At 74.6% G+C, this 26,855-nt stretch carries 25 protein-coding genes and 1 pseudogene; 15 read left to right on the top strand and 11 right to left on the bottom strand.

Going from position 1 to position 26,855, the window contains the following annotated elements; genetic code table 11:
• Positions 1 to 538 precede the first annotated feature (538 nt).
• Positions 539 to 1,084: an isopentenyl-diphosphate Delta-isomerase gene (gene idi / locus AC529_RS06300; protein WP_068754320.1), complete on the bottom strand. Its 546-nt coding sequence runs from the start codon at positions 1,082 to 1,084 to the stop codon at positions 539 to 541.
• Between the two features lie 151 nt (positions 1,085 to 1,235).
• Here idi and crtI point away from each other — a divergent pair, with 151 nt between their 5' ends.
• The 3 genes from crtI to AC529_RS06285 are packed head-to-tail and all read left to right on the top strand — an operon-like array spanning position 1,236 to position 4,757.
• A complete protein-coding gene (gene crtI / locus AC529_RS06295) occupies positions 1,236 to 2,759 on the top strand; it encodes a phytoene desaturase family protein (protein ID WP_068754318.1) in 1,524 nt (507 codons plus the stop codon).
• Positions 2,756 to 3,748, top strand: a complete 993-nt coding sequence (locus AC529_RS06290; RefSeq protein ID WP_068754317.1) for a phytoene/squalene synthase family protein — start codon at positions 2,756 to 2,758, stop codon at positions 3,746 to 3,748. The genes crtI and AC529_RS06290 overlap by 4 nt, the downstream gene beginning before the upstream one ends.
• Position 3,749: 1 nt before the next feature.
• On the top strand, positions 3,750 to 4,757 hold the full coding sequence (locus tag AC529_RS06285) for a DUF5914 domain-containing protein (RefSeq protein ID WP_068754314.1): 1,008 nt from the start codon (positions 3,750 to 3,752) through the stop codon (positions 4,755 to 4,757).
• A gap of 70 nt (positions 4,758 to 4,827) precedes the next feature.
• On the opposite strand, the gene AC529_RS06280 is transcribed toward AC529_RS06285, so the two are convergent.
• Genes AC529_RS06280 through AC529_RS20810 form a run of 3 tightly spaced genes read right to left on the bottom strand, consistent with a single transcriptional unit; the run spans position 4,828 to position 7,288 of the window.
• A complete protein-coding gene (locus tag AC529_RS06280) occupies positions 4,828 to 6,111 on the bottom strand; it encodes a Dyp-type peroxidase (protein WP_068754312.1) in 1,284 nt (427 codons plus the stop codon).
• Positions 6,108 to 6,656 (bottom strand): copper chaperone PCu(A)C, encoded by a 549-nt coding sequence (locus AC529_RS06275; RefSeq protein WP_068754310.1) that lies wholly within the window; start codon positions 6,654 to 6,656, stop codon positions 6,108 to 6,110. Before AC529_RS06275 ends, AC529_RS06280 begins: the two co-directional genes overlap by 4 nt.
• A 32-nt stretch (positions 6,657 to 6,688) precedes the next feature.
• Positions 6,689 to 7,288, bottom strand: coding sequence for an SCO family protein (locus AC529_RS20810; protein ID WP_232306594.1), 600 nt, complete (start codon positions 7,286 to 7,288; stop codon positions 6,689 to 6,691).
• Positions 7,289 to 7,354: 66 nt separating this feature from the next.
• On the opposite strand from AC529_RS20810, the gene AC529_RS21310 reads away from it, so the two are divergent.
• Positions 7,355 to 7,585, top strand: a complete 231-nt coding sequence (locus tag AC529_RS21310) for a zf-HC2 domain-containing protein (RefSeq protein WP_394326429.1) — start codon at positions 7,355 to 7,357, stop codon at positions 7,583 to 7,585.
• Positions 7,586 to 7,722: 137 nt separating this feature from the next.
• Here the strand turns inward: AC529_RS21310 and AC529_RS06265 are convergent, their stop codons facing one another.
• The gene (locus AC529_RS06265) at positions 7,723 to 8,301 is read right to left on the bottom strand and encodes a hypothetical protein (protein WP_068754306.1); all 579 of its coding nucleotides are present in this window, start codon (positions 8,299 to 8,301) and stop codon (positions 7,723 to 7,725) included.
• A 105-nt stretch (positions 8,302 to 8,406) separates the two neighbouring features.
• Between AC529_RS06265 and AC529_RS06260 the strand changes: the two genes are divergently transcribed.
• The 8 genes and pseudogenes from AC529_RS06260 (at position 8,407) to AC529_RS06230 (ending at position 14,281) form a co-directional block, all read left to right on the top strand.
• On the top strand, positions 8,407 to 8,682 hold the full coding sequence (locus AC529_RS06260) for a metal-sensitive transcriptional regulator (RefSeq protein WP_068754304.1): 276 nt from the start codon (positions 8,407 to 8,409) through the stop codon (positions 8,680 to 8,682).
• Positions 8,683 to 8,903: 221 nt separating this feature from the next.
• The gene (locus AC529_RS06255) at positions 8,904 to 9,500 is read left to right on the top strand and encodes a rhodanese-like domain-containing protein (RefSeq protein ID WP_068754302.1); all 597 of its coding nucleotides are present in this window, start codon (positions 8,904 to 8,906) and stop codon (positions 9,498 to 9,500) included.
• 2 nt (positions 9,501 to 9,502) lie between these two features.
• Positions 9,503 to 10,288 (top strand): sulfite exporter TauE/SafE family protein, encoded by a 786-nt coding sequence (locus tag AC529_RS06250; RefSeq protein WP_068754300.1) that lies wholly within the window; start codon positions 9,503 to 9,505, stop codon positions 10,286 to 10,288.
• A 96-nt stretch (positions 10,289 to 10,384) separates the two neighbouring features.
• Positions 10,385 to 11,764, top strand: coding sequence for an MBL fold metallo-hydrolase (locus tag AC529_RS06245; RefSeq protein WP_068754298.1), 1,380 nt, complete (start codon positions 10,385 to 10,387; stop codon positions 11,762 to 11,764).
• Positions 11,765 to 11,928: 164 nt separating this feature from the next.
• The gene (locus tag AC529_RS06240; RefSeq protein ID WP_083947959.1) at positions 11,929 to 12,969 is read left to right on the top strand and encodes a GlxA family transcriptional regulator; all 1,041 of its coding nucleotides are present in this window, start codon (positions 11,929 to 11,931) and stop codon (positions 12,967 to 12,969) included.
• Positions 12,926 to 13,102: pseudogene (locus AC529_RS21245) on the top strand (DJ-1/PfpI family protein); the annotation flags it as partial. The gene AC529_RS06240 and the pseudogene AC529_RS21245, both read left to right, overlap by 44 nt.
• A gap of 67 nt (positions 13,103 to 13,169) precedes the next feature.
• Positions 13,170 to 13,568 (top strand): DJ-1/PfpI family protein, encoded by a 399-nt coding sequence (locus AC529_RS21240; RefSeq protein ID WP_332307037.1) that lies wholly within the window; start codon positions 13,170 to 13,172, stop codon positions 13,566 to 13,568.
• Between the two features lie 131 nt (positions 13,569 to 13,699).
• Entirely contained in the window at positions 13,700 to 14,281 is a 582-nt protein-coding gene (locus tag AC529_RS06230; RefSeq protein ID WP_068754296.1) for a DUF4352 domain-containing protein, read from the top strand.
• Between the two features lie 24 nt (positions 14,282 to 14,305).
• On the opposite strand, the gene AC529_RS06225 is transcribed toward AC529_RS06230, so the two are convergent.
• From AC529_RS06225 to AC529_RS06205, 5 genes are all read right to left on the bottom strand, one after another.
• Entirely contained in the window at positions 14,306 to 14,521 is a 216-nt protein-coding gene (locus tag AC529_RS06225; RefSeq protein ID WP_068754294.1) for a hypothetical protein, read from the bottom strand.
• A gap of 100 nt (positions 14,522 to 14,621) precedes the next feature.
• Positions 14,622 to 16,358: an allophanate hydrolase gene (gene atzF / locus AC529_RS06220; RefSeq protein WP_232306593.1), complete on the bottom strand. Its 1,737-nt coding sequence runs from the start codon at positions 16,356 to 16,358 to the stop codon at positions 14,622 to 14,624.
• On the bottom strand, positions 16,355 to 19,942 hold the full coding sequence (gene uca, locus AC529_RS06215; protein WP_068754292.1) for an urea carboxylase: 3,588 nt from the start codon (positions 19,940 to 19,942) through the stop codon (positions 16,355 to 16,357). The genes atzF and uca overlap by 4 nt, the downstream gene beginning before the upstream one ends.
• A 176-nt stretch (positions 19,943 to 20,118) precedes the next feature.
• Entirely contained in the window at positions 20,119 to 20,772 is a 654-nt protein-coding gene (locus AC529_RS06210; protein ID WP_232306592.1) for a GntR family transcriptional regulator, read from the bottom strand.
• A gap of 141 nt (positions 20,773 to 20,913) precedes the next feature.
• Entirely contained in the window at positions 20,914 to 22,095 is a 1,182-nt protein-coding gene (locus tag AC529_RS06205; protein WP_083947958.1) for a lycopene cyclase family protein, read from the bottom strand.
• Between the two features lie 83 nt (positions 22,096 to 22,178).
• Here AC529_RS06205 and AC529_RS06200 point away from each other — a divergent pair, with 83 nt between their 5' ends.
• The 3 genes from AC529_RS06200 (at position 22,179) to AC529_RS06190 (ending at position 25,868) form a co-directional block, all read left to right on the top strand.
• Positions 22,179 to 22,910 carry a class I SAM-dependent methyltransferase gene (locus tag AC529_RS06200; protein ID WP_068754285.1) on the top strand — a complete coding sequence of 244 codons (732 nt, stop codon included), beginning with the start codon at positions 22,179 to 22,181 and terminating at the stop codon, positions 22,908 to 22,910.
• Positions 22,907 to 24,454 (top strand): FAD-dependent oxidoreductase, encoded by a 1,548-nt coding sequence (locus AC529_RS06195; protein WP_068754283.1) that lies wholly within the window; start codon positions 22,907 to 22,909, stop codon positions 24,452 to 24,454. The genes AC529_RS06200 and AC529_RS06195 overlap by 4 nt, the downstream gene beginning before the upstream one ends.
• A gap of 61 nt (positions 24,455 to 24,515) precedes the next feature.
• Positions 24,516 to 25,868, top strand: a complete 1,353-nt coding sequence (locus AC529_RS06190) for an MATE family efflux transporter (RefSeq protein WP_068754281.1) — start codon at positions 24,516 to 24,518, stop codon at positions 25,866 to 25,868.
• A gap of 22 nt (positions 25,869 to 25,890) precedes the next feature.
• On the opposite strand, the gene AC529_RS06185 is transcribed toward AC529_RS06190, so the two are convergent.
• On the bottom strand, positions 25,891 to 26,589 hold the full coding sequence (locus tag AC529_RS06185) for a peptidoglycan recognition protein family protein (RefSeq protein ID WP_068754279.1): 699 nt from the start codon (positions 26,587 to 26,589) through the stop codon (positions 25,891 to 25,893).
• Positions 26,590 to 26,855 lie beyond the last annotated feature (266 nt).

The following is a 26,855-nucleotide window of genomic DNA, read 5'->3' as shown; positions in this document are numbered from 1 at the left end:
GAACCCCCACCCCCACTCAGAAGGCGGAAGGAGCCAAAACAACACAAACTCGGCTGTAAAGACAAACAAACACGCGCTGTTGAGTTCTCAAGAAACAACCGCCGACCGTCTACAAGAACCCCCACCCACGAGGGCCTCTTCCCCAGCCACGGCAACCGCATCAGATTGTCAACCCCACCGGCAGCCCGAAAACCACCGGAAGGGACCGCCCGGAGCCTCCCCGCGAAACCCTCCGCAGTTCCGCTCCGTTCTGTCCTGAACTTTACCGGGTTTCTCCAGAACCGCCAAATCGGCGTTTCCGAAGCCTTTCCGGAAGAACAGAACATGGCCTTTGCCGCCATTTCCTCGCGGCACACCAATTATGCCAGAGGTAAATGGCGCTCAAGACCGTGGGGTGTCGGGCCCGTCCGCCAGAGCGGCGTCCGGTTCGCCCAGAGAGGTCGTCCCCGATCCCGGGCTGCACCACAGGCTTCAGGGCGACTTGATCCAAGGTAGTCGCCCCCTGAGACAGAGGCAAACAAGAAAGCGGTGAGCTGGGTCACATCTGCTTCTCGTCCAGGAGAACGGCCTGCTCAGCGGCCCACGGACTGATGCTCCAGGGGGCGTTCCTGGCCATGGCGACAAAGGTCTGCCAGTCCACCCACTGCCAGTCCATGACCTCCGCCGGATCGGGCCGGGGGTCGTCGTCCGCCGAGGCGACGTACACGGGACAGACCTCGTTCTCCACCACGCCGCTCGCGTCGACGGCCCGGTACCGGAACTCCGGCAGGGCCAGGCGCAGCCCTGTCACGTGCAACCCGAGCTCCTCGCGCACCCTGCGGTGCACGGCCTCGGCGACGGGCTCCCCCGGTCCCGGGTGGCCGCAGCAGGAGTTGGTCCACACCCCGGGCCAGGTCTGCTTGCCCAGAGCGCGCCGGGTCACCAGCAGACGGCTGCGCGAATCAAAGATGTAACAGGAAAAAGCCAGGTGGAGCGGGGTGCTTTCGTGGTGTACCCCGCTCTTGGCCGCGGCGCCGATGGGGCGGTGCCGCTCGTCGAGCAGGACCACCTCCTCCCGCCCGGCCGTGTCTACAGGACTACTCATCACTCTCTCTTCCGACTCTCCCCGAGGTTACCTGCCAGCACCCATCTCATTACTTAGAGTGATAGATCGAATGCAGTGAGTTTCTGCTGTTCCACGGCGGCGCCGCCCTGCCCACCTTCCGGTGGCACCGCCACCTCGCCGGGGAGGCTTCATGCGCACCGTGAGCGGACCGACCGACCACGTCGTGGTGGTGGGAGCGGGGCTGTCCGGCCTCGCCGCGGCCCTGCACCTGCTGGGCGCGGGGCGCCGGGTGACCGTGGTCGAACGGGAGGAGTACCCGGGCGGCCGCGCCGGACGGCTGGACCTGGACGGGTTCCGCATCGACACCGGGCCGACCGTGCTCACCATGCCGGAGCTGCTCGACGAGGCGCTGGCCGCGGTGGGCGAGTCCGTCTCCGACCGCCTCGACCTGGTGAAGCTGTCCCCGGCCTACCGGGCGGTGTTCCCCGACGGCTCCACGCTCGACGTGCACACCGACGCCGCCGCCATGGCCGAGGAGGTCGCGCGGGTGTGCGGCCCCCGCGAAGTCGACGGCTACCTGCGGCTGCGCACGTGGCTGCGGGAGCTGTACGAGCTGGAGACGGCCCGGTTCATCGACGCGAACTTCGACTCCCCGTTCACCCTGCTCTCCCCCGAACTGGTCCGCCTGGCGGCCCTCGGCGGCTTCCGGAGCCTGGCCTCGGCGGTCGGACGGTTCGTCCGGGACGAGCGGCTGCGCCGGGTGTTCTCGTTCCAGTCCCTGTACGCGGGGGTGCCGCCGCACCGCGCCCTGGCCGCCTACGCGGTGATCGCGTACATGGACACCGTCGCCGGCGTCTACTTCCCGCGCGGCGGCATGCGCACCCTGGGCGAGGCCCTGGCCGGGGCGGCGGCCAAGGCCGGTGCGGAGCTGCACTACGGGCGTGCCGTGACCCGGCTGGAACGGCGCGGAGACCGGGTGACCGCGGTGGTCCTGGCCGACGGGGAACGGGTGCCCTGCGACGCGGTGGTGCTGACCGTGGAGCTGCCGCTGGCCTACCGGCTGCTCGGGCGGACCCCGTGGCGGCCGGTCCCCCTGCGGTTCGCGCCGTCGGCGGTGGTCCTGCACGCGGGGACCGACCGGGCCTGGCCCCTGCTGGACCACCACACCCTCCTGTTCGGCGCGGCGTGGCGGCGCACGTTCACCGAGATCACCCGGCTCGGGCGGCCGATGAGCGACCCGTCGCTGCTGGTGACCCGGCCGACGGCGACCGACCGCGGCCTGGCCCCTCCGGGGCGGCACCTGCTCTCCGTGCTGGCGCCCTGCCCGAACCTGCGGACCGGACCGCTGGACTGGTCCTCCTTCGGTCCCCGCTACCGGGACCACCTGGTGGCGGTGGTGCAGGCCCGCGGTCTGACCGGATTCGGCGAGTCCGTTCTGGTCGAGCGGCTGGTGACCCCGGAGGACTGGTCGCGGCAGGGGCACGCGTTCGGCACCCCGTTCAGCACGGCGCACACCCTCGCCCAGACCGGGCCGTTCCGGCCGCGCAACCTGGTGGCGGGCACCGCCAACGCGGTGCTGGCCGGCTGCGGGACCACTCCCGGCGTCGGACTGCCCACGGCCCTGGTCTCGGGGAAGCTCGCCGCGGCCCGCATCACCGGGGGCTCCGCGGCCGCCACCCGGACCACGGTCACGGCCCCGGGGAGGCGGCGGTGAGGCGGGAGCTGCGGGCCGCGGGCATCACCGACCCCCGCCTGTGCGCGGACTACGCGCACTGCCGGGAGCTGCACGCCCGGCACGGGCGCACCTACTACCTGGCGACGCTCACACTGCCGCCGCAGCGGCGGCCCGCGATCCACGCCCTCTACGGCTTCGCCCGCTGGGTGGACGACGTGGTCGACGACCTGGACGGCTCCGTTCCCCCGGCCGCGCGGGCGGCCGTGCTCACCCGCCTCGACGCGGAGCTGACCGCGGCGCTGTCCGGCGGGACGAGCTCGGAACCGGTGGTCAGGGCGGTCGCGGACACCGCGCTGCGGTACGGGATCGGCGCCGAGCTGTTCGCGGCGTTCCTGCGCTCCATGCGGATGGACCTGACCGTGACCGGCTACGCGACCTTCGCCGACCTGCGCGGCTACATGTACGGCTCGGCCGCGGTGATCGGCCTCCAGGTGCTGCCGGTCCTGGGCACGGTGGTGCCCCTGCCGCGCGCCGCCCCGCACGCGGCGGCGCTGGGCGAGGCGTTCCAGTTGACCAACTTCCTGCGCGACGTGGCCGAGGACCTGGACCGGGGCCGGGTCTACCTGCCCGAGGACGTGCTGGAGCAGCACGGGGTGGACCGGGACCTGCTGGTGTGGTGCCGTACCCGGCGGCGCGGGGACCCCCGGGTGCGCGACGCGCTGGCCCACCTGGTGGCGGTGAACCGGAGCGGCTACCGGGAGGCGGAACCGGGGATCGCGATGCTCGACCCGGTGTCGCGGCCGTGCGTGGCCACGGCGTTCACGCTCTACCAGGGGATTCTCGACGTGATCGAAGCGGCCGACTTCGACGTGTGGAGCTGCCGCCACACGGTGCCGAGGCGGCGGCGCGCGCGGGTGGCGGTCCCGGCGTTCGGCCGGGCCGTGCTGAGCCGCGTCGCCGCGGCGCGGCGGACTGCTGGGGGTGCGGCGCCGCGGACGGGCGGCGCCCGGATTCCGGGGAGGAGCTGAGATGTCCGAGGACCTGTCGCCTCGGCGGCTGCCGCTGCGCAGGCTGCCGCGGGGCCGGTGGGAACGCCAGGAGCCGTCGTGGCGGGGGGCGCGTCCGAGCCTGATCGAGGGGGCGTTGAAGCGGGCGCTGGCCCGGCCGTCGGGGAACTGGTTCGTGCTGGCGGCGAGCGCGCAGATCCGCCAGGGGAGGCCGTTCGGCCGGATGGTGGCGGACGTCGAGGTGGTGGCGTGGCGGACCCGGGACGGGAAGGTGCACGCCGCTCCCGGAGCCTGCCCCCACCTGGGTGCCCCGCTGTGCCGGGGCGCGGTCCACGGGGACCGGCTGGTGTGCCGCTGGCACGGCCTGTCGCTGGGGTCGGAGGGCTTTCCGGGCTGGTCGCCGTTTCCCGTCCACGACGACGGGGTGCTGGTGTGGGTGCGCCTGGACGCGGCGGGCGGCGAGGAGCCGCTGCCCGCGCCGGTGCTGCCGGAGCGTCCGGACGCGGCGCGGGCGCTGGCCGCGGTGGAGACGATGGCCGGGCGGTGCGAGCCGGAGGACGTGGTCGCCAACCGGCTGGACCCGTGGCACGGTTCGTGGTTCCACCCGTACTCGTTCGTGGGCCTGGAGGTGGTCGAGGCCCCCGAGGAGGGGGTGTCCGACGCCGAGGACCGGTTCGTGGTGGACGTGTCGTTCAAGGTGGCGGGCCGGTTCGGGGTGCCGGTGCGGGCGGAGTTCCGCTGTCCGGAGCCGCGCACCGTGGTCATGCGCATCCTGCGGGGGGAGGGTGCGGGCAGCGTGGTGGAGACGCACGCCACCCCGCTCGGCAGGGACCGGCGCGGGGTGCCGCGCACGGCGGTGATCGAGGCGACGGTCGCCACGTCGGAGCGCCCCGGTTTCGGGGTGGCGCGGCGGCTCGCCCCCCTGGTCCGCCCGGTGATGCGGTCCGCGGCGCGGCGGCTGTGGCGGGACGACCTCGCCTACGCCGAACGCCGCTACGCCCTGCGCTCCTCGGGACGCTGGCCGTCCTGACCAGGGTCTTTCCCGGAGCGGCCCGCCCTCGTTTCCCCGTGGCGGGGGCGGGCCGCGTTCTCGTGTCCGGTCACCCTTCGACCAGGTCCTGCCCCGGGTAGCGGTCGGCCGTGGCGGCGGGGACCGCGAAGAGGGCGCTGCCCTCGTGCCGGGTGTAGCGGTTGAGGGCGTCGCCCTGCTCGACGAGGCTGCGCTGCACCGGCACGAATCCGGTGGCGGGGTTGCCCTGCCAGGCCATGAAGAGCAGTCCGGCGTCGCGGACGCCGTCGTCACGCCAGCCCTCGTCGTAGTTGTAGCCGCGGCGGACCATGCGCGCTCCCAGGTTGTTCTCCGGGTTGGCCAGCCGCACGTGCGCGTCCTCGGGGATGACGAGCCGTCCGTCCGCGTCGCGGGCGGTCAGGACGACGGGGTCGGTCTCCTTCTCCCCGCCCAGGGGCGCCCCCGTGTCGAGGTGGCGGCCGATCACGCGTTCGCGGTCGGGCACGTCCAGGCGCCGCCACTCGTCCAGCAGCATCCGGATGCGCCGCACCACCAGGTAGCTGCCCCCGTCCATCCAGGCGTGGGCGGGGTCGTCGGCCGGCGGCGCGGTCACGGTCCGGGTGAACAGCGGGTGGTCCTGCGCCGGGTTGGCGGTTCCGTCGATCTGCCCCATGAGGTTGCGCGGGGTGGCGTCGGGGTCCTGGGCGGCGGCCGCGGTGCGGCGGAAGCCGCGCAGCGACCAGCGCACCGTCGTGGTCGGCGCGGTCGCCGCGACCAGTTCGTCGACCGCGGCGGCCAGCACCATGGGGTCCTCGGCGCCGACCTGGAGCATCAGGTCTCCGCCGCACCACCGGGGGCGCAGGTCGTCGGTGGCGAACTCGGGCAGGTCGGCGAGGGCGTCGGGGCGGCGGTCCGCCGCGTCCATCGCCTCCAGCAGGGAGCCGCCGATGCCGATGGTGACCATGAGGGAGGCGGGCAGCAGTCCGGCGGAGGCCGCCCCCTCGGGGCCGTCGGCGTGCAGCCGGGCTGCGTGCTCGGCCCAGGTGCGCAGCGCGGTGGCTGCGCCCTCGCGGGCGGCCGCGGGTTCCGCGCGGGCCGGTTCGGCCAGGTCGAACGCGATGACGTGGACGAACGCGGGCGCCCGCCCGGAGATTCCGGGCTGGGGCGCGGCGTTGGCGTCGGCCCGCCGACGGGCCATGTCCAGGCGCTGCGCGTCGACCGGGTCGGGCTGCTCGGAGTCGGAGTCGGGCAGGAGGGGCCGGACGGCCTCTCCCGCCGCCATGCCGAGGCCCGCGCCGGTCAGCGCCGCCGCGCCCAGTCCGGCGAGGAAGCCCCGGCGGGAGGAGCCCGCCGGGGTCGGCTCCGGTCCGGTCACGGCTCTTCCGTCTCCCGGTGGTGGCCGCCGGTGCGCTCCAGCACCGGGGCGTCGACCTGGACGGTCTCCCCGTTGTCGAAGGTCAGGGTGATGGTGGCGGTGTCGCCGACCTCCGGGGGGTTCGCCATGTCGAGCACCATGAGGTGGAACCCTCCGGAGGCGAGTTCCACGGTCGCGCCCGCGGGGACCGGGATGGCGTCGACCGGGGTCATCCGCGACGCGCCGCTCTCGGTGGTCTCCACGGTGTGGAGCTCGGTCCGGTCCGACAGGGACGTGGCCGCCCCGGTGAGGGCGACGTCCTCGTCCCCGTGGTTGGTGACGGTGAGGTATCCGGCGGTCATCGACGGCTGGGCGGGCTCGGCCAGCCAGGCGTCGGCGACGGTGAGGTCGCCGGCCTCGGCGCTGCCCTTGGCGGGGGTCTCGGCGTGCTCGGCGGCGCCGTGGGAGGGTTGCGCGTGCTGGTCCGCGGCCTGGCCGCCGCAGCCGGACAGGGCGAGCACGGCGGCGGCGCCGAGGGCGAGCAGGGCCTGGGTAGAGGCGTTCATGGATGGTCTCCGTGAGGTCTGTGGTCCGTGGCTCAGAGCTGTTCGGCGAGCAGGCCGGGCAGGACGGCGCTCATCTGCTCGCCCGAGGTGCCGGGGTCGAAGAACCCGACGGCGTCACCGCCGGGGCGCAGGACCGCGACCCGCTCGCCGTGGGTGACGAGGTAGTTGCCGTCGGTCTGCTCGGGCGGCTCCACGGGGATGCCGTAGGCCTGGGCCGCCTGGACCACGTCGTCGATGGGGCCGATCACGCCCAGGAAGTCGGGGTCGAAGCCGGTCAGCCAGGTGCGCAACTGCTCGGGGGTGTCGCGGGCCGGGTCGGTGCTCACCATGACCACGTCGACCCGTTCGCCGTCCGCGCCGAGGCGGGTGACCGCGTCGGCGATGTCGGCCATGGTCGTGGGGCACACGTCGGGGCAGCTCGTGTAGCCGAAGTAGAGCAGGGTGAGGCGCCCCTCGGCGGCGTCGGTGAACGACCACGGCTCGTCGTCCACGGTGCGGAACTCGTGGTCCGGCGCGGTCATCGGGGTGTCGGCCAGGTCGAGGTAGTAGTCGAACTCGCCGCGCTGCGGGCTGCCCGCGCTGTCGGCCTGGCCGCATCCGGCGACGGCGAGCACGGCGGCCGCCGCGAGCACCGCCGCGCCCCGCCGCACCCCGTTTCGGACGCGCCGATATCCCGGTTTCTGGGAAATAGGGATGTTGTGGGAGATGATGGAGATGTGAGGTGCATCGACTGTCGAACCGCTCTTTCCGCCGAAATCGACGGGGAGACGCCGAGCCACTCCCCGGAACAGGTCCGCGCCCATCTGCGCGAGTGCGCGGAGTGTGGTGTCTGGCTCTCCGCAGCTCGAGGGCTGCATCGGCTGGTCGGCGCCACGTTGGCCGCCGGTTCGGGTGGGGACGAGCTCTTCGGGGAGCGGCCCCGCGGTTAGCCCCCTGTACCGGTCTGCACCGGTCTGGCTGGTCATGCTGGTTCTTCTCCTCGGGTCGGCCCGCGGCGTGCCGGGTTTCGGGCACGCGCGGGACGGCCGCGGCGCGTCCGCGCGCGGCCTGGACACGGGTCCGTGGGTCAGGCGATCCGAGGAGTCGGCGGCCCGCGCCGGATGACCGCGTACCGCAGCACCGCGTCGGCGGCGGGAGACGGCTCGTCCCCGCCGCCGAGCCGTTCCGGCCCGGCCGGGAGCGGCAGGGCGGGGGGCGCGGCGGGCGGCCGGAAGGCGTCGGCCAGCAGGGTGCGCAGTCCGCGGGCGAGCCGGAAGGCCGCGGCCTCGCCGCGGCGCAGCCACAGCGCGCAGACCAGGGCCGCGACCAGGTGGGCGGCCAGCATGCCGGGGGAGAGGTCCTGACCGGCCGCGGCGGCGGGAGCCGCCGCCGGGTGGCCGGGGTGGGCGGCGCCGGATTCGGTCAGCGCGAAGACGAAGTGCAGGGCGAGCTGCCCCCACAGCATCCACCCCAGGACGGCGCCGCCGCCGCGCTCGCGGCCCGCGAGGCCCCATCCGGCGGCCAGCATCAGCGCGGAGCCGAGGAGCATTCCGGCGGGGGGAACGTCGTGGCCGGACTGGAGGGCGTGTCCGTTGGCGGACACGCCGACGGACACCGCGGCGAAGACCCCGGCGCGGATGAGCCTGGCGGGTGACGTTCCGTGCACAGCACTCCTATCGTCGCACCGGTGTTGCGCAGGTGCGCTCGGGGGTGGGGAAAGCGCACTGGCGGAACGGATACGGGTGGGGGTATTGTTGGAGCAGAAGAGGTGATGGCTGTGGAGATGAGACCCGAACTGGTCGGCGACGCTCTGACCAGGCTGCGTCGTGCGCACGGACAGCTCGGCGGGGTCATCGCGATGATCGAGGCCGGCGAGGACTGCGCCGCCGTGCTGACCCAGCTCGCCGCGGTCTCGCGCGCGCTGGACCGGGCCGGGTTCAAGATCGTGGCCAGCGGTCTGCGGCACTGCCAGGCGGCGCGCGAGCGCGGCGAGGAGCCGCCGATGAGCGAACAGGAGTGGGAGAAGCTCTTCCTCTCCCTGGCCTGAGCGCCGTGGCGCGCGGTCCGGGGCCGGACCGTACGCTTCCCGTCGTTCCCGCCACAGCCCTGCCTGCCATATACCCCCGGGGGTGTGAGGGCGAGAGGGTCCCGGAGCTCCGGCGGGCCGGCCGGTCGCCGCCCATACGGCACCGGCCCGCCGGTCTCCACCACGGCCCGCCTCTGCCCGCACCATACCCCCACCCGTATCAAGTGACAGAGAGGTTGCCCATGGACCGTCCGCTCCCCGCGTCCCTGACCCCCGACCAGGTGAGGGAACTCCAGGAGCGCGATCCCCGGACGCGGCTGATCGACGTGCGCTCTCCCGGCGAGTTCGCCGGGGCGCACATCCCCGGCTCCCGCAACGTTCCGCTCGACCTGCTCCGCGAGCGCCGGCGCGAGCTGCGCGCCGCCCACGACGACCCGGTGGTGCTGGTGTGCCGCTCGGGGATGCGCGCCGAGCAGGCCCGCGCCCTGCTGGAGGACAGCGGGCTGGCACGGATCAGCGTGCTGCGCGGCGGCATCACCGAGTGGCAGCGCGCCGGTGCGCCCCTGAACCGGGGGTCGGGAGGCCCCTGGGCGATGGAGCGCCAGGTGCGCCTGGCCGCCGGATCGGTCGTGCTCGCCTCCGTCGCGGCCAGCGCCGTGTTCGAGCCGCTGAAGTGGGTGGCCGCGGCCCTGGGGGCCGGGCTGGTCCTCGCGGCGCTCACCGACACCTGTCTGCTGGGGCGGCTGCTGGCGCTGCTGCCCCACAACCGGGCCGCCTCCCGCGCCGCCCCGGCGGCGCTGAGCGCGCTCACCGGTCCCGCCCCCGCGACGCGGGACTGACCGTGGCGGCCTCGGCGGCGCTCTTCGGCGCCCTGGTCGGCCTGCTGCTCGGCCTGCTCGGCGGCGGCGGATCCGTCCTGGCGGTGCCCGCGCTGGTCTACGGGGTGGGGCTGCCGCTGTCGGCGGCCGTCCCGGCCTCCCTGGTCGTGGTGGGCGCGTCGGCGGCGACCGGCCTGCTCGCCCGGCTCCGCAGCGGCCTGGTCCGGTGGCGGGTGGCGGTGGTCCTCGGACTGGCCGGACTGCCCGCCGCGCTCGGCGGCGGCGCGGTGGGGCGGCTGCTCCCCGACCGCTGGCTGGCGCTCGGCTTCGCGGCGCTCATGGTCGCGGTGGCCGTACGCATGCTGCGTCCCGCGGCCTCCGAGGGCGGGGCCTGCCGCGACGGGAGCGGCGCGGCGGACCGGCGCCGGTGCCTGGCCCGGGCGGTGCCGGTGGGCGCGCTGGCGGGGTTCCTGACCGGCCTGTTCGGCGTCGGCGGCGGCTTCGTCGTCGTCCCCGCGCTGAGCGTGGGCCTGGGACTCGCCGCGGCCGAGTCGGTGGCGACCTCGCTGGCGGTCGTCGCCCTCAACTCCGCCTCCGGGCTCGCCGCGCACTCCTGTTCCCTGGCCGGTCCCGACCTGCTGGCCGTGGCGGTCTTCGCGGGCAGCGCGATGGCCGCCTCCCCCGCCGCCGGGGTCCTGGCCGCGCGGGCGCCCGCCGCCCTGCTGCGGCGTGGCTTCGCCGTCCTGGTCCTCGCCGTCGCCGCGGGGATGGCGGCGGTGTCCCTGACCGCTCCCGAACTGCTTCCGTGACCGGTGCCGGGAGGGACTCCCGGCCCGCGGCACGGACACCCGTCGACCCGAGACACCCCCGGGGGTACCAAGGCCCGGGGGAGAGAGGAGGACACGATGCTGTTCACGCAGTACTACCTCGACTGCCTGTCCCATGCGTCCTACATGGTCGCCGACGAGGCCACCGGCCGGGCCGTGGTGGTCGACCCCCGGCGGGACGTCACCGACTACCTCGCGGACGCCGAGGAGAAGGGGCTGACCATCGAGGCGGTCATCAACACCCACTTCCACGCCGACTTCGTCGCCGGACACCTGGAGCTGGCCGAGCGCACCGGGGCGTGGATCGGCTACGGCAGCCGCGCCGAGACCGAGTACCCGAGCCGGAAACTGGCCGACGGCGAGCGGATCGTCCTGGGCGACGTCGTCCTGGAGGTCATGGAGACCCCGGGGCACACCCCCGAGTCGATCAGCATCCTGGTCTACGAGCACGCCGACGACGCCGTCCCCTACGGGGTGCTCACCGGTGACGCGCTGTTCATCGGCGACGTGGGCCGCCCCGACCTGCTCGCCTCGCTCGGCTTCACCGCCGACGAGCTCGGCCGGATGCTGTACGACTCGGTGCAGCGCAAGCTCATGGGGCTCCCCGACGAGGTGCGGGTCTTCCCCGCGCACGGCGCCGGGTCGGCGTGCGGCAAGAACCTGTCCACCGAGCGCTGGTCCACGATCGGCGAGCAGCGCCGCACCAACTACGCCTGCCGCCCGATGGACGAGGAGACCTTCCTCGCCCTGGTCACCGCGGGCCAGCCGGCCGCCCCCTCCTACTTCGCCCACGACGCGGTGCTCAACCGCAGGCAGCGCGAGGTGCTGGACCCCGAGAAGCTCGCGGTGGCCCTCTCCGCCGAGGAGTTCCTGGCGCGGCGGGCCGCCGGGGCGGTGGTCGTGGACTCCCGGGCCCCGCAGGAGTACGCGGCGGGCCACCTGCGCGGCTCCCTCAACGTCCCCGTGGAGGGCCGGTTCGCCGAGACCGCGGGCAGCGTGCTGCGGCCGGGCGTCCCGCTGCTGGTCGTCGCGCCCGAGGGGCGGGAGTCGGAGACCCTGCTCCGGCTGGCCCGGGTCGGCTTCGACACCGCCGTGGGCTACCTGCCGGAACCGGAGAGCGTCCTCGTCTCGGTGCCCGAGGAGGTGGCGCACGCCGCCCGGGTGACCGCGACGGAGCTGGCGGAGCAGTTGCGCGCCGCCACGCCGCCCGTCGTGCTGGACGTGCGCAACCAGGGCGAACGCGAGCAGGGCGCGATTCCCGGGTCACAGCACATCCCGCTCGCGGAGCTGCCCTCCCGGCTGGGCGAGGTGCCCGCCGACCGCCCCGTCGTCGTGCACTGCGCGGGAGGCTACCGCTCCAGTGTCGCGGCCAGCCTGCTGCGGGCCGAGGGCCTGACGGACGTCTCCGACCTGATCGGCGGCTACGCGGCCTTCGCTGCCCTGCACCAGACGGCCTGAGCCGTCCGCCCGGGGCGGGCCCCGTGCGGCCCGCCCCGGGTGTCGACATGTCGACTTGTCGACATTTCGGCGTAGGGGAGGCGGCACAAGCCCTGCACCGGCATGGCAGAAAAGGGGGGAAACTCGTCATTGCTGCCATGAGACGGCGGTCCAATACTGAGGCCATGCCGAACCGCCGCGTTCTGATCGTGCTCTTCGACGGCGTGCAGAGCCTCGACCTCACCGGTCCGCTGGAGGTGTTCAGCGGCGCCAACCGGTACGTGCGCGAGTGCCTGGACGGCGCCGCGGAGTACGAGGTGGCGACCGCCTCCCCCGGCGGCGTCGCGGTCCGCTCCTCCAGCGGGCTGCGCATCCCCCCCGACCTCGACCTCACCGAGGCCCCCGTCCCGCACACCCTGCTCGTGCCGGGCGGCGACGGCACCCGCCTGCCCCAGGACGACCTGGTCGGGTGGCTGCGCGCGCACGCGGGCCGGGCCGAACGGCTCGTCTCGGTGTGCACCGGAGCGTTCCTGCTCGCCGAGGCGGGGCTGCTCGACGGCCGACGGGTCACCACGCACTGGGCGTCCTGCGACACGCTGGCCGAGCGCTTCCCCGGGGTGCGCGTCGACCCCGACCCGATCTTCGTCCGGGACGGCCACGTGGCCACCTCGGCAGGGGTGACCGCCGGGATCGACCTGGCGCTGGCGCTGGTGGAGGAGGACCTGGGCCGGGAGGCGGCGCTCACCGTCGCCCGGTACCTGGTGGTGTTCCTCCGCCGCCCCGGCGGCCAGGCCCAGTTCAGCGCCCAGTTGCGGGCGCAGAGCGCACGGCGCGAGCCACTGCGCGACTTGCAGGGCTGGATCAGCGACCACCCGGGGGCCGACCTGTCGGTGGAGGCGCTGGCCGAACGGGTCGGCCTGTCGCCGCGCCAGTTCGCCCGGGCCTTCACCGCCGAGGTGGGGGTCACCCCCGGCAGGTACGTGGACCGGGTCCGCCTGGAGGCGGCCCGCCGCCTGCTGGAGGACAGCTCCCGCGGGATCGAGCAGGTGGCGCGCGACTGCGGCTACGGCACCCCCGAGGCGATGCGCCGCGCCTTCCTGCGCGTGCTCGGCGTCTCGCCCGCCGAATACCGACGCCGCTTCCGCACGTCGGTGCGGGAGACAACCAGGGAAGGGAGCGGTCATGCAGATCGCCGTCCTGCTCTTCGACCGGCTCACCGCGCTTGACGCGGTGGGGCCCTACGAGGTCTTCGCCCGGCTTCCCGGAACGGAGGTCGTCTTCGTCGGCGAGTCCGTCGGCGAGGTCCGCACCGACACCGGCCGCCTCGGCCTGCGCGTGGACGCGACGCTCGACGAGGTCCCCTCGCCCGACGTCGTGGTGGTGCCGGGCGGGCCGGGCCAGGCCGCGCTCATGGACCACGCCCCCCGTGCTCGACTGGCTGCGCGCCGTGGACCGCACCAGCACCTGGACCGCGTCGGTGTGCACCGGTTCGCTGCTGCTGGCCTCCGCAGGGCTGCTCACCGGGCGGCGGGCCACCTCGTACTGGACGGCGCTGGACCGGCTTTCCGCCTTCGGGGTGACGCCGACGCCGGAGCGCGTGGTGTTCGACGGCAAGTACGTGACCGCGGCGGGCGTGTCCTCCGGCATAGACATGGCCCTCGCCCTGACCGCCCGGATCGCCGACGAGACCGCCGCCCAGACGGCCCAGCTCGGCATCGAGTACGACCCGCAGCCCTCGTTCGCCGCCGGGTCGCCGCGGACGGCGCCGCCCGAGATCGTGGCGGCGCTGCGGGCCTGGCACGCCCAGAACCCCTCGGAGGGGTGAGCGCGCCCGGCGGGGGCCGCGCCGCAGGTCCCCGCCGGCGTTTGCCGTTTCTTTGACGGCATCGGCCTTTGCGGCGCGCGGACCGGGGGAAGCAGGACAGGCCGCTACGGGCCGCTATGGAAGGGCTTCCCATGGAACGCACCGCCGTGGCCGCCGCGGTCACCGGGGGGACCGTCCTCGCCGTCGGTTCCCTCCTCGCCTTCGGCCTGCACGTCCTGCCCGGGAAGGACCTCGGTCCCCGCTCGGCTGCCGGGACCGCGCGCACCCCGGCGGTGTTCGCCCCGGGAGCCGGGTGGACTCCCGAGCCGGACGACTTCCGGGGGGCGACGGCCGTCGCGGGGGACTGGCGGCTGCGCGTCACCGGGGTCCGCGTCGACGGGGACGGGGTGCTCGCCGACGGGCGGGGGAGCGGGGTCCGCGCGCCCCGGGGGGCGGTCTACCAGGTCTTCACCCTGCTGGCCGTCAACCGGGGTGCCGAGCCGATGCGCTTCGCCCCCGCGGGGGCCACCGCGGCCAGTGTCGACGGCCGGACCTTCGCCAACGATCCGGAGGCAGAGCGGGCGCTGTCCGGCGCCGCGGCTCCGCTCCTCGATCCGGGTGCGGCCGCACGGACCGAGGTGGTCTTTCCGACACCGCCGGACGCGCGCCTGTACGAGGTGGTCGTCACGGTCGAGTACGGGGCGGTGTTCGCCAACCTGGAGGCCCGGCGCTGACCTGCCGTGCGCCGGGGCGTCTCGTCACCGTTGCGGGGGACGGAGCCACTCGGGGCCGCCGTCGTCCTCGTCGTCCTCGTCGTCCGGGCTGTTCACGAGGGTGCCGGTGCGCGGCAGCGGAACGGGCTGCCCGCTCCGGCGGAACACGGGCCGGACCACCGCGACCGGCTGCGGCCGGTCCGTGGTCTCGGCAGCACTGGGGTTCAGCTCCTCCTTCGGAGGCGGGATCGTCACCACCATGGAATCACCCTAGTACCGAATAGTCGGTTTCTCGGTGGCCGCCATGGGCCAGCCCGATGGCGGCCGAACGGGGAATAACTACTCATTTGACGGCCGGGAGCTACTCCCTTGCGGCGAGGAAGGCCCGCCAGCCCCCGAAGGACGTGATGTCGCGGGCGCCCGCGACCGCCGCGGGCTCGCACAGGAAGCCCACGTGCTCGGCGCCGTCCGCCAGCCTCACCCGCCCGAGCGCCATCGGCGCGGGCAGTTCGGCGAGCAGTCCGCCCAGTCCGGCGCGGGGCAGCGCCCACAGCTCGGCCTCGATCTGCGCGCCGCCCTCGGCCACCCGCACCAGTCCCGGCTTGGCCGGTTCGGTGTCCAGCGCGTACAGCCGGTACTCGGCGGCCGTGCGCACCGGGGCGAGCAGGCGGGCGCCCAGGGAGGTCAACTGTCCGTTGAGCGGCTGGCCGGACAGGTGCGCGCCGACCACCACGAGCGGCACCGCGGACGGGGGCAGCGCGACCGTGTCGACCGGGACGGCCCGGTCGGCCAGGAAGCGCTCCGCGATGTCGGCGACGACGTGGTCGGAGAAGGCGGGGGCGGCCAGGGTCACGCCGAACTTCGCGCCGTCCTCCGTCTCGCCCGCGGGGATCGCGATCGCCGCCATGTCGAACAGGTTGCAGAAGTTGGTGTAGGTGCCCAGCCGGCTGTTCACCCCGATCGGGTCCTCCGCCACCTCGGCGATGGTCGGGTGCTCGCCCACCGTCGGGAGCAGGATCGCGTCCAGGCCCGCGGTCTGCGCGCGCGCCTCGGCCCGCAGCCGGTCGAGCCGTTCGGTGTCGGCCACCAGTTGGTGTGCGGGCAGGCTGCCGGCCCCGCTGATGATCGTCGCCACCGTCGGATCGAGGCCCTCGGCGGACTCCGGGTTGACCAGGAAGGAGCCCACCGCCGCGTACCGTTCGGCCACGAAGGCGCCCTCGTACAGCAGCCTTCCGGCCTCCAGGAAGGGTTTCACGTGAAACTGCACCGTCTCGGCGCCGGTGTCCGCGAGCCGCTTGACCGCCGCCTCGAAGGCCGCCCGCCACTCGGGGGCCATTCCGACGAGGTCGGCCGGGTCGGGCACGCCCACCCGGGGCTTGGGCGGCGCGCCCAGCGGCGCGTCCACCGGCCAGGGACGGGAGCGGGGGTCGGCGGGGTCGACCCCCGACATCAGTCCGGCCACCTGCCGGGCCAGCCCGGTCCCGGCGGCGAACACCGTGACGCAGTCCAGCGTCCGGCAGGCGGGGACCACGCCGGTGTTGGGCACCAGGCCGATGGTCGGTTTGACGCCGACGATCCCGCCGAAGGCCGCGGGGACCCGTCCCGACCCGGCGGTGTCCGTGCCGAGCGCGAAGTCCACGATCCCCAGCGCCACGGCCACCCCCGATCCGGAGCTGGAGCCGCCCGACACCCGGTCGGGGCGGTGGGCGTCCCGCACTGCGCCGTAGGGGCTGCGGGTGCCCACCAGGCCGGTCGCGAACTGGTCCAGGTTGGTCTTGCCCAGCACCACCGCGCCCGCGTCCAGCAGCCGCGCCACCGCGGTGGCGTTCTTCTCCGGTTCGTAGGCGTATCCGGGGTGTCCGGCCGTCGTCGGGAACCCCGCCACGTCGATGTTGTCCTTGACCGCGAACACGGTGCCCGCCAGCGGGAGGTCCGCCCCGGAGGCCCGGCGCTCGTCGACCTCCCGGGCCGCGGCCAGTGCCTCCTCCTCGTCGCGGAGGCTGATCCACACCTCGGGGCGGTCGACCTCGCCGATCCGTGCGTACGCGGCCCGGACCCGCTCCTCCGCCGACTTCACGGTACCGACGGTCGTGTTCACGCAACCTCCTGCCCGGCGAGAACCACCAGCGCGGTTCCCGCGTCCACCTGCTGTCCCGGGGTGACCAGGACGTCGACGACCTGCCCGTCCACCGGGGCGCTCACCACAGTCTCCAGCTTCATCGCCTCCAGGGACAGCAGCGTCTCCCCCGCGCTGACCCGCTGCCCGGGCCGCACGTCCACCCGCCACACCCCGGCCGCGAGCGGGGCCGCGACGACCGCGCCTCCGGCGGGGGCCGTCACCTCCTTCGGCTGGATCGGTTCCGGCTCGGGCCGCTCGTCGAACTCGCCCGCCGCGGCCCACGCCTCGCGCTCGGCGGCGAACGCGGCGGCCTGCCGCCGCTGGAACTCGGCGATCGACTCGGCGTTGTCGGCGAGGAAGCGCTCGTACTCGGCCAGGGCGAACTTGCCGGGGCGGATGTCCAGCCCGGTGCGGCCCGCCGCGAAGTCCGCGCGCACGTCCAGCAGCTCCTCGGGGGAGACGGGGTGCCAGACGATGCGGTCGAAGAACCGCAGCAGCCACGGCGCCCCCGGCTCGAACGGGCCGTGCTGGCGCAGCCCGCTCCAGATCGGCACGGTACGGCCGATGAGCTGGTAGCCGCCGGGGCTGTCCATGCCGTAGATGCACAGGTAGGTGCCGCCGATCCCGACCGTCCCCTCGGCCGTCCAGGTGCGCGCCGGGTTGTACTTGGTGGTCACCAGCCGGTGCCGGGGGTCCAGCGGCGCGGCGGCGGGCGCCCCCAGGTAGACGTCGCCCAGCCCCAGCACCAGGTACTCGGCGGCGAAGACCGTGTCGCGGACCTCCTCGACGCTGGACAGGCCGTTGATGCGGCGCATGAACTCGATGTTGCTGGGGTTCCACGGCGCGTCGTCGCGCACCCCGGCGGTGTAGCGGGAGATCGCCTCGGAGACCACGGGGTCGTCCCACGACAGCGGCAGGTGCACCTCGCGGCTGGGCACCACCAGCTCCGAGGTGGGGGGCAGCGACTCCTCGGCCTCGCGCAGCGCCGCGAGCAGCTTCCGCACGGGCAGCACGTCGGGGTCGGTGTGCAGGTGCAGCGACCGGATGCCCGGGGTGACGTCCACGAGGCCGTGCAGCCCCTGTTCGGCGAGGCGTCCTGCCAGGGCGTGCACCCGCATGCGCAGCCCCAGGTCGAGGGTCATCGGCCCGTACTCGACGAGGATGTTGTCGTCACCGCCGCGCCGGTAGGTCACCGACGGCGCGGTGTCGGTCTCCTCGATCCGGGCCAGCACCCCGTCGTCGCCGTCGGTCCCGGAGGCGAAGCCGCGCGCGACCGGGCGCCGGGCCGTGCGCAGCTCCTCGGCGACCTGTTCGGTCACCGGGACGAACCGGACCGAGTCGCCGGGGCGCAACTGGCCGATCTTCCACCGCTCGGCGCTGACGACCGTCACCGGGCAGACGAACCCGCCGAGGCTGGGGCCGTCCGGGCCGAGCAGGATCGGCGTGTCCCCGGTGAAGTTGACCGCCCCCACCGAGTAGGGGTTGTCGTGCAGGTTGGACGGGTGCAGTCCGGCCTCGCCGCCGTCGGCGCGCGCCCACTGCGGCTTGGGGCCGCTGAGCCGGACCCCGGTGCGCGCGGCGTGGTGCTGCACCCGCCACGTGGCGGCGTAGAACCGCTCCATCGACTCGCGGGTGAGGAACTCCGGGGCGGGCTGGGGCCCCTCGGAGACCGCGATCTGCCACTCCCGGTCCATCACCGGGCGGGACTCGGGCGGCACCGGCGCCGGTTCGGGGGCGTCGGGGGCCGCGTCGGCCACGCGCAGCACATCGCCCACTGCGAGGGCCCGGCCGCCGTGCCCGCCGAGGCGGCCCTGGGGGAAGGTGGCCGCGCTCCCCAGGTGACGGGGCACGTCCAGACCGCCGCGGACGAGCACGTAGGTGCGCACTCCCGGCCCCTCGGCCGGGCCCACGTCCAACACCGATCCGGCGGGCACCCGGATCGGCTCCCACTGGGCGACGGGTTCGCCGTCCAGGGTCACCGGGGCGGGGGCTCCCGTGACGCACACGGTCGCCTCCGTGCCGAACTTCAGGGCCGGCCCGTTGAGGGTGCACTCCAGCCCGGGTGCGCCCTCGGGGTTGCCCAGCGCGAGGTTGCCCGCCCGGAAGGACACGTCGTCCATCGGGCCGCTCGGCGGGACGCCGACCTCCCAGTAGCCGATGCGGCCCGGCCAGTCCTGCACCGTGGTCAGCGTGCCCGGGCGCAGCACGTCGACACGGGCCTCGACCGGGCTGATGTTGGCGAGGTGGTCCGTGGTGTGCCCGGCCGCGCGGACCGTGTCGTCGTCGCAGACGGCGCGGAGCAGTCCCAGGTTGGTGGCGGTGCCGTCCAGCTTCGTCTCCGCCAGCGCGCGCCCCAGGGCGTCCAGGGCCTCGGTGCGGGTCTCCCCGGTGGCGACGATCTTGGCGAGCAGGGGGTCGTAGGCCGTGGACACCTCGTCGCCGGTCTCCACCCAGGTGTCCACGCGGACGCTGCCGGGGAACTCCACCCGGGTCAGCAGACCAGGGCTGGGCTGGTAGTCGCGGGCCGGGTCCTCGGCGTAGATCCGCGCCTCCACGGCGTGGCCGTAGGCCGCCGGGCCGGTGTCGGCGACGCCGCGCAGCACGTCCTCGCCGCGGGCCAGCCGCAGCATCCACTCCACCAGGTCGACCCCGGTGATCGCCTCCGTCACCGGGTGCTCGACCTGGAGCCGGGTGTTCACCTCCAGGAACGACGCCTCGCCCCGTTCGACGTCGTAGACGAACTCCACGGTGCCCGCCGAGCGGTAGCCCACCGACGCACACAGCTCCCGCGCCCCGCGGTGCAGGGCCTCCCGCACCTCGTCGGGGAGGTTCGGGGCGGGCGCCTCCTCCACGACCTTCTGGTGGCGGCGTTGCAGCGTGCAGTCGCGGTCGCCCAGGCTGACCACCCGGCCCGCGCCGTCCCCGAAGACCTGCACCTCGACGTGGCGGGCACGGCGGACGAAGCGCTCCAGGAACACCCCGCCCACGCCGAAGTTGGCCTCGGCGGTGCGCACCACGCCGGGGAGCACCGCGCGCAGCTCGTCGGCGTCGGCGCACACGCGCATCCCGATGCCGCCGCCACCGCCGGTGGCCTTGACCATGACCGGGTAGCCGATCTCCTCTGCCGCGGCAACCGCCTCGTCCACGTCGGTCAGCAGGCCGCTGCCCGGCACCAGCGGCACCCCGGCGTCGCGGGCCGCGGTGCGCGCGGTGTGCTTGTCCCCGAACACGGTGATCTGCTCGGGGGTGGGTCCGACGAACACCATGCCCGCGTCCTGGACCGCGCGGGCGAAGTCCGCGTTCTCGGAGAGGAATCCGTAGCCGGGGTGGACGGCGCCCGCTCCGGTCTCGGCGGCGGCATCCAGGATGCGGTCGACGCGCAGGTAGCTCTCGGCCGCCGGGGCGGGTCCCAGTCGGACCGCCCGGTCGGCCATGCGGACGTGGGCCGCGGCCCGGTCCGCGTCGGAGAAGACCGCCACCGTGCGCAGTCCCATCCGGCGGGCGGTGCGGATGATGCGGCAGGCGATCTCGCCCCGGTTGGCGACCAGAAGGGTGTCGAACATGAGGGTTCCTCGATCGTGTCCGTGCTGGCGGGGGCGGGGGGACGGCCCGGCGCCGGGGAGAGGGACGGCGCCGGGCCGCGGGGGAGGAGGGAGGCTGGGACGGTGGTGCGGACCGTCCGGGACACGAACGGGGCGCGGTCCCGTGGGACCGGACACCCCGCCGATACGGGAGAGGACTACCGGCCGACGTGCAGGCTCATCCTGGTCAGGGCCTCCTGGGCCCGCTGGAGGACGACCTCCAGGGACTCGCCGACGTGCGCGTGCAGGGCGCGGTGGCCCTCTTCGAGCTCGCCGTCGCGGACGAGCTCCATGATCTGGATGTGCTCCTCGATGGTGCTGTGGATACGGTCCTCGGTGAGGAAGTCGTACATGCGGACCCGGCGGATCTTTTGGTTGACGCTCACCAGCGCGTCGGTGAGGGCCGGGTTGCCCGACGCCGCGGACAGCGCGGCGTGGAACTTCTCGTCCTCGACCACGAAGTGCGGGTCGGGGGCGGGCGGGTTCTCCCGGAAGGCGTACCAGCGGCTCAGTTCGGCGTCGAGGATCGCCCGGTCGTGCTGGACGGAGGGGTCCTCGATCGCGCGGGCCACCCCGCGCAGTTCCAGTACCACCCGGAGTTCGTAGAGGTCGCGCAGTTCGGCGAGGTTGGGCACGGTCACCGTGAAGCTGCCGTCACGCCGTTCGACCAGGCCCTCGACCTCCAGCCGGGCGAGCGCCTCGCGCACCGGTGTGCGCGACACTCCGAGCCGGCGGGCCAGCCGTTCCTCGGCCAGGCGGGTCCACGGGGCGAAGTAGCCGCTCATCACCTCGTGGCGGAGTTGCTCGTACACCTCCTCGCGGAGGGAGCGGGGACGCTCTGCGGGCCGGGTCGCCGTGTTCTGTGCGCCGCCGTCGGACCCTGCGGCGGTATACAGCGCGGTATGCATGTTGCGACGGTAGGAAGAGCGTATTTCACGGCCTTTGTGGTCCCGTTAACTCTGTGTATCGCCCCTTCTGCCACGACGACCGGCGCGGACCTGCGACCATAATGCCGCGGTCATGGCCGCGACCGGGGTGCGGACCCCGATGGCCAGCTCCTCCAGGGGAGTGGTCTCACCGTCGAGGAAACGCAGCAGCCGTGGCAGCGGCGTGCTCCGGAACAGCGCGGCGAAGAACTCCGCGCCGTCGACCAGCCCCTCGTCCAGGCCGCGCAGCAGCACCGCGTCGAGGAACAGGTGGCGTCTGCGGTGGGCCGGAAACCGGACCGGGAGGCGGCCGGCCGCCAGTGCCGCCGCGATCTGCCGGGTCTGGCGCTGCACCCCGGAGAACGTGTAGCCCGTGGCCGGGCGGGTGGCGCCCCCGGCGGTGCCGATCCGGAACACCCGGCGCCCCACGCGCCCGGGCAGTTGGGCGCTGGTCATCGGGATCACCCCCTGCTCCGTCCCGGTGCGGGTGAAGACCCCCAACCGCAGCCGCCCGGTGTAGTCGCGCAGCGCCGCGTCGTACCCGGCGTCGTCGAGCACCTCCCGGGTGAACTCGGTGTACTCCACCAGGGCGGTGCGGGCGTCGAAGGGCAGCACGTAGCCGAAGGCCACGCCCCGCTCCGGCTGCGGGACGCGCAGGTCCATCAGCACCGCCGCCGAGGAGTCGAACCGCGGCCGGTCGGTGCGGACGAACCAGCCCCGGAAGTGCTGCAACAGCGTGACGCCGTCCGCGGGCGGCAGCGCGGGAGGACGCGAGTCGAACACCAGGCCCGCGGCCAGCTCCGACTCCGCACCGTCGGCCCCGCGCAGGCGCACCACCGCCCGGTCGGGGCCGTCCACGACCTCGGTGACCGTGCCCCAGAGCGTGCGCGTCCGCCGCAGCCCGCCCCGGACCAGCGCCTCGAAGTCCCGGGAGCGCACCATCTTGTAGACCAGCGGGTGGATGCGCGACCGCCACACCGTCCCGTCCGGTCCCACCGCCGCCAGGGCGTGCCAGCGGTGGCTCACCGCCGCGTCCCACTCCCCGGCCGCGGCCTCCCAGAAGCACCAGGTCCGCTCGGGCGGGCGCAGGGCGGTCTCGGGGGTCTCCACCACGGCCACCGACCGTCCGGACAGGGCCCGGTCCAGCCGGTGGGCCAGGGACAGCCCCGCCGCGCCCGCGCCCACGATGACCACGTCCGCTCGTTCCACGACACCCCTCTCTCCGCACCACCCTCCCCCCATTCTTCTGGGTAGCGTTCTCGTGACACAGGGCAACAGTCGGAGGAGAGGGCATGCCGCTGCCAACGGAAGCCGTGAAACGGCACTGGGTCACCGCCGAGTTCGACCGGTCGGCCGCCGCCTACGACCGCCTCGTCTCCCTCAACCCCGGCTACCACGCGCACCTGCGCCGCTCCGCGGCCCGGCTGCGGCTGCCCCGCGGCGGCGCCGGACTGCGCCTGCTCGACCTGGGGTGCGGCACCGGCGCGTCCACCGCCGCGCTGCTGCGCGTCGCCCCGCGCGCCGAGATCGTCGCGGTCGACGCCTCGGCCGGGATGCTCGCCGCGGCCCGCGCCAAGCCCTGGCCGGACAACGTGCGCTTCGTGCACGCCCGGGCCGAGGACCTCGCCGAGGCCGACTCCTTCGACGCGATCCTCGCCGCCTACCTGCTGCGCAACTGCCCCGACCCGGACGAGGCCCTCGCCGTCATGCGGAAGCTGCTGCGCCCCGGCGGGAGGCTGGCCCTCCACGAGTACTCCGTGGCCGACTCGCCCGCCGCCGCGGCCGTGTGGACCGCGGTCTGCTGGTCGGTGGTCATCCCGCTGGGCCGGGCGCTGTCCGGCCGCGCCGACCTGTACCGCTATCTGTGGCGCGGGGTCCTGGAGTTCGACGGCGTGCGCCGCCTCGCCGCGCGCATGCGCGCGGCCGGGCTGCGGGAGGTGCGGGTGCTGCCCATGACCGGTTGGCAGACCGGCATCGTGCACACCTTCCTCGGCCGCCGCCCGTACCCCGGGGAGGCCGGATGAGCCCCCGCCCCGGCCGGGACGCGCGCGCCCGCCTCCTCGCCCCGCCGCCGCCCACCGGGACGCCGCCGGACCGGCCGCCCCGCGTCGCCGTCGTCGGCGGCGGCATCGCCGGGCTCTCCGCCGCCGTGGCGCTGGCCGAACGCGGGGTCGCCGTCACCGTGCTGGAACGCGAGGCCCACCTGGGCGGCCGGCTCTCCGGCTGGGGCACCGTGCTCGCCGACGGCTCCGCCGTCACCATGAGCCGCGGCTTCCACGCCTTCTTCCGGCAGTACTACAACCTGCGCGCCCTGCTGCGCCGCATCGACCCCGGCCTGGGCATGCTCGCCCCCCTGCCCGACTACCCGCTCCGCCACGCGGACGGCGGCACCGACGGGTTCGCCGGGCTGCCCGCGACCCCGCCGTGGAACGCCCTCGCCTTCGTCGCGCGCAGCCCCAGCTTCCGCTGGCGCGACCTGGCCGGCGTCAACCTCGCCGCGGCCCTGGCCCTGCTGGACGTGCGCGTCCCGGACGTCTACCGGCGGTTCGACCACGTCGACGCGCTCGACTTCCTGGAGCGGCTGCGCTTCCCCGACTCGGCGCGCCACCTGGCACTGGAGGTGTTCTCCCGCAGCTTCTTCGCCGACCCGCGCGCCCTGTCGGCCGCCGAGCTGCTCACCATGTTCCACATCTACTTCCTCGGCTCGGGGGAAGGGCTGCTCTTCGACGTGCCGCGCGCGCCGTTCCCCCGGGCGCTGTGGCAGCCGCTCGCCGACCACCTGCGGTCGCTCGGCGCCGACGTGTCCACCGGGACGCCGGTCCAGCGGATCGGGGCGGGGCGCGGGCGCCGCCACGCCGTCCACACGCCCGGCGGGGCGGACGAGTACGACGCGGTGGTGCTCGCCGCCGACCTGCCCGGACTGCGCGCGCTGGTCGCGGCCTCCCCCGACCTCGGCGACCCCGCCTGGCGGAGCCGGGCGGCCCGGCGGCCCAGCGCCCCGCCGTTCCTGGTCTGCCGGCTGTGGCTGGACCGGCCGGTGCGCGCCGACCGACCCGCGTTCCTGGGCACCAGCGGCTACCCCACCCTCGACAACATCAGCGTCCTGGAACGCTACGAGGACGAGGCGGCCGCGTGGGCGGCGCGCACCGGCGGCTCCGTCGTCGAACTGCACGCCTACGCGCTGCCCGCCGCCGCGACCGCCGTGGAGCGCGACCGGCTCGTCGCGCAACTGCACCGGGTCTACCCGGAGACGGCGGCGGCCCGCGTGGTCGACGAGCGCTGCGAGCTGCGCGCCGACTGCCCGCTGTTCCCGCCGGGCGACTTCACCGAACGGCTCGCGGTCACCACCCCCGACCCGTTCCTGGTGGTCGCCGGCGACCACGTCCGCGTGGACCTGCCCGTGGCGCTCATGGAGCGTGCCGCGACCAGCGGCCTGCTCGCGGCCAACGCGCTGCTGCGACAGTGGGGGATGCCCGGCCACGGGGTGTGGACCGTGCCCAACCGGGGCCGGTTCCCGCTGGCCCGGCGTCTGCTGCGGCGGCCGGTGCGCCCGTCGGCTGGGGTGTGAGCCCCGGCCGGGCGGCCCCGTTGCCGGACCGGCGGGGCGCGACAGGTAACGTGACCGGGTCATGGTACGTCTCCTCAGCGCCGCGCCGTTCCGGCATCCCCGGGACGCCGAGATCTTCCGGCTCGCCGTGCCCACCTTCTTCGCCCTGGTGTCGGAGCCGCTGTTCCTGCTCACCGACTCGGCGGTGGTGGGCGGGCTCGGCACCGAGGCCCTCGGCGGGCTGGGGGTGGCCGGGCAGGTCCTGCTGACCTTCGCGAACCTGTGCATCTTCCTGGCCTACGGCACCACCGCGGCGGTCTCCCGGCGCTTCGGCGCGGGGCAGCTCGCCCTGGGGCTGCGGCACGGCATCGACGGCCTGTGGCTGGCGGTCATCATCGCGGCGGTCGCCGTCGCCGCCGGGTGGCCGCTGGCCCCGCTGCTGGTGGAGGCGCTGGGCGCCTCCCCGGCGGTCGCCCCGTACGCGCTCACCTACCTGCGGATCAGCCTGTTCAGCCTGCCCGGACTGCTGGTGGTGATGGCGGGCACCGGGGTGCTGCGCGGCCTACAGAACGCCCGCGTCCCGCTGGTGGTGTCGGTCGGCGCGAACCTCGCCAACATCGTGCTGTGCGTGCTGTTCGTGTGGGGCCTGGGCTGGGGCATCGCCGGTTCCGCGTGGGCCACGGTGGCCGCGCAGAGCGCGGGCGCGCTCGTGTACCTGGCGGTGGTGCTGCGGGCCGCGCGGCGGCACGGCGTCTCCTTCGCCCCCACGCTCTCCGGGCTGCGCGACGCCGCGGCCTCCGGTTTCGCGCTGTTCGTGCGGACGGTGTCGCTGCGGGTGGTGCTGGTGGTCACGACCGCGGTCGCGGCCCGGCTCGGCGATCCCGAGATCGCCGCCCACCAGGTGGTGTCCCAACTGTGGTCGCTGCTGGTGTTCGCGCTGGACGCCATCGCGATCGCGGGCCAGTCGATCGTCGGGCGCTACCTGGGCGCCTCCGACGTCCCCGGCGCCCGTCAGGTGACCCGCCGGATGGTGGAGTGGGGGGTGCTGATCGGAGCGGTGTTCACCGTGCTCGTGCTGGCGGCGCGGCCCTGGGCGTGGATCCCGTTCACCGACGACCCCCGGGTGCGCGACCTCGTCGTGGCCACGCTGCTCGTCGTGGCGCTGCTGCAACCGTTGAGCGGCGTGGTGATGGTGCTCGACGGCATCCTCATGGGCGCCGGCGACCAGCGCTACCTGGCCTGGGCGAGCCTGTGGACGATGCTGGTCTTCCTGCCGTGCGCCGCGCTGGCGCCGGTGCTGGCCGTCCCGGGGACGGTGACCGGCCTGGTGCTGCTGTGGACGGCCTTCGGCGTGTGGATCCTGGCCCGCGGGGTGACGCTGGGTGTGCGGGCCGCCGGAACCGCGTGGCTGGTGACCGGGGCGGGCAGGCCGTGACCCGGTGCGGCCTCTCCGGCGGTCACCGCCGCAGCGCGGCCAGCCGGGCCGCGGTGTCCTTGCGCAGCCTGGGCAGGGCCCGGTACAGCCGGTCCCCCGGACAGTTGGTGGAGTTGAAGTCGCGGTGGCCCACGATCGCCCGCCCCGGGTCCAGGTCGTAGCGGAAGCACAGCCAGGCGCACACGTCGGCCAGGGCATCCAGCAGCGCGTCGGGCGGTGCGACCGACATGTAGTCGCCCTCGTTCTCGATGCCGAGGGTGTGGGAGTTGTGCCGGTACACGTGGGCGCCGAGCAGGTGTTTGCGGTTGTGGACCGCGGGCAGCGTGTTGTCCCTGCCCTCCATGACGATCCCGCCCTGGCTGATGGTGAACTGCTGGCCGGTGTCGTTCCAGCCGTTGTGCTCCATGTGGTAGCGCTGGATCGCCCGGGACAGCCGGAACGCGTGATCCAGGGAGTAGTCGGTCACGTTGGCCGTGGCCGTGTGGTGGACCACGATGCGGTCCGGTCTGCGGTCCAGGATCCGGCCTCTTCTCCTGGGCTTGCGGGCGCCCCACTCCCTGCGGGTGTACACCCTGGGCTGACCGCTGTCCGCGTAGGCCTCACCGGCCGTTCCCAGGTCGAGCAGCCCACCCAGGAGCAGGCCCCCCGCGACCACCCCGGCCCCGCGGACCACACTCCGCCTGTCGACCCCCCTGCCGGAACACCGTCCGTCGATCGCCACCAAGAATTCCTTCCTCCCGGGCACTGAGTCCGGGAGTCAAGATAAGTGACTAAGTATAGCCAAATTCCCACTTTACGGAGCAATGGCGTGTCTCCAAGGGGTGGTCAAGCGTTCCGCCGCCCCGGGGAGGGGCGCACAGCAGCGGGCCCCGGCTCGGTGCACCGAGCCGGGGCCCGCTGGTGTTCTCGACGGCGGGATCAGACGCCGACGACCTCGATCGCGACGGAGGCGTTGACCTCGGGGTGGAGGCGGACCTCGACCGTGTA

Origin of the sequence: Thermobifida cellulosilytica TB100, from assembly GCF_001517975.1 — a bacterium.
Taxonomy (GTDB): Bacteria; Actinomycetota; Actinomycetes; order Streptosporangiales; family Streptosporangiaceae; genus Thermobifida; species Thermobifida cellulosilytica.
Note: the sequence above shows the minus strand (reverse complement) of the source record. Positions and strands in the feature narration are given on the sequence as shown.

What these genes read in the sequence shown, in the direction of transcription:
- idi (WP_068754320.1), bottom strand. Translation starts at nt 1,084, where the DNA reads ATGAGTAGTCCTGTAGACACGGCCGGGCGGGAGGAGGTGGTCCTGCTC.
- crtI (WP_068754318.1), top strand. Translation starts at nt 1,236, where the DNA reads ATGCGCACCGTGAGCGGACCGACCGACCACGTCGTGGTGGTGGGAGCG.
- AC529_RS06285 (WP_068754314.1), top strand. Translation starts at nt 3,750, where the DNA reads ATGTCCGAGGACCTGTCGCCTCGGCGGCTGCCGCTGCGCAGGCTGCCG.
- AC529_RS06275 (WP_068754310.1), bottom strand. Translation starts at nt 6,656, where the DNA reads ATGAACGCCTCTACCCAGGCCCTGCTCGCCCTCGGCGCCGCCGCCGTG.
- AC529_RS06260 (WP_068754304.1), top strand. Translation starts at nt 8,407, where the DNA reads ATGGCTGTGGAGATGAGACCCGAACTGGTCGGCGACGCTCTGACCAGG.
- AC529_RS06255 (WP_068754302.1), top strand. Translation starts at nt 8,904, where the DNA reads ATGGACCGTCCGCTCCCCGCGTCCCTGACCCCCGACCAGGTGAGGGAA.
- AC529_RS06245 (WP_068754298.1), top strand. Translation starts at nt 10,385, where the DNA reads ATGCTGTTCACGCAGTACTACCTCGACTGCCTGTCCCATGCGTCCTAC.
- AC529_RS06240 (WP_083947959.1), top strand. Translation starts at nt 11,929, where the DNA reads ATGCCGAACCGCCGCGTTCTGATCGTGCTCTTCGACGGCGTGCAGAGC.
- AC529_RS06230 (WP_068754296.1), top strand. Translation starts at nt 13,700, where the DNA reads ATGGAACGCACCGCCGTGGCCGCCGCGGTCACCGGGGGGACCGTCCTC.
- AC529_RS06225 (WP_068754294.1), bottom strand. Translation starts at nt 14,521, where the DNA reads ATGGTGGTGACGATCCCGCCTCCGAAGGAGGAGCTGAACCCCAGTGCT.
- uca (WP_068754292.1), bottom strand. Translation starts at nt 19,942, where the DNA reads ATGTTCGACACCCTTCTGGTCGCCAACCGGGGCGAGATCGCCTGCCGC.
- AC529_RS06200 (WP_068754285.1), top strand. Translation starts at nt 22,179, where the DNA reads ATGCCGCTGCCAACGGAAGCCGTGAAACGGCACTGGGTCACCGCCGAG.
- AC529_RS06195 (WP_068754283.1), top strand. Translation starts at nt 22,907, where the DNA reads ATGAGCCCCCGCCCCGGCCGGGACGCGCGCGCCCGCCTCCTCGCCCCG.
- AC529_RS06190 (WP_068754281.1), top strand. Translation starts at nt 24,516, where the DNA reads ATGGTACGTCTCCTCAGCGCCGCGCCGTTCCGGCATCCCCGGGACGCC.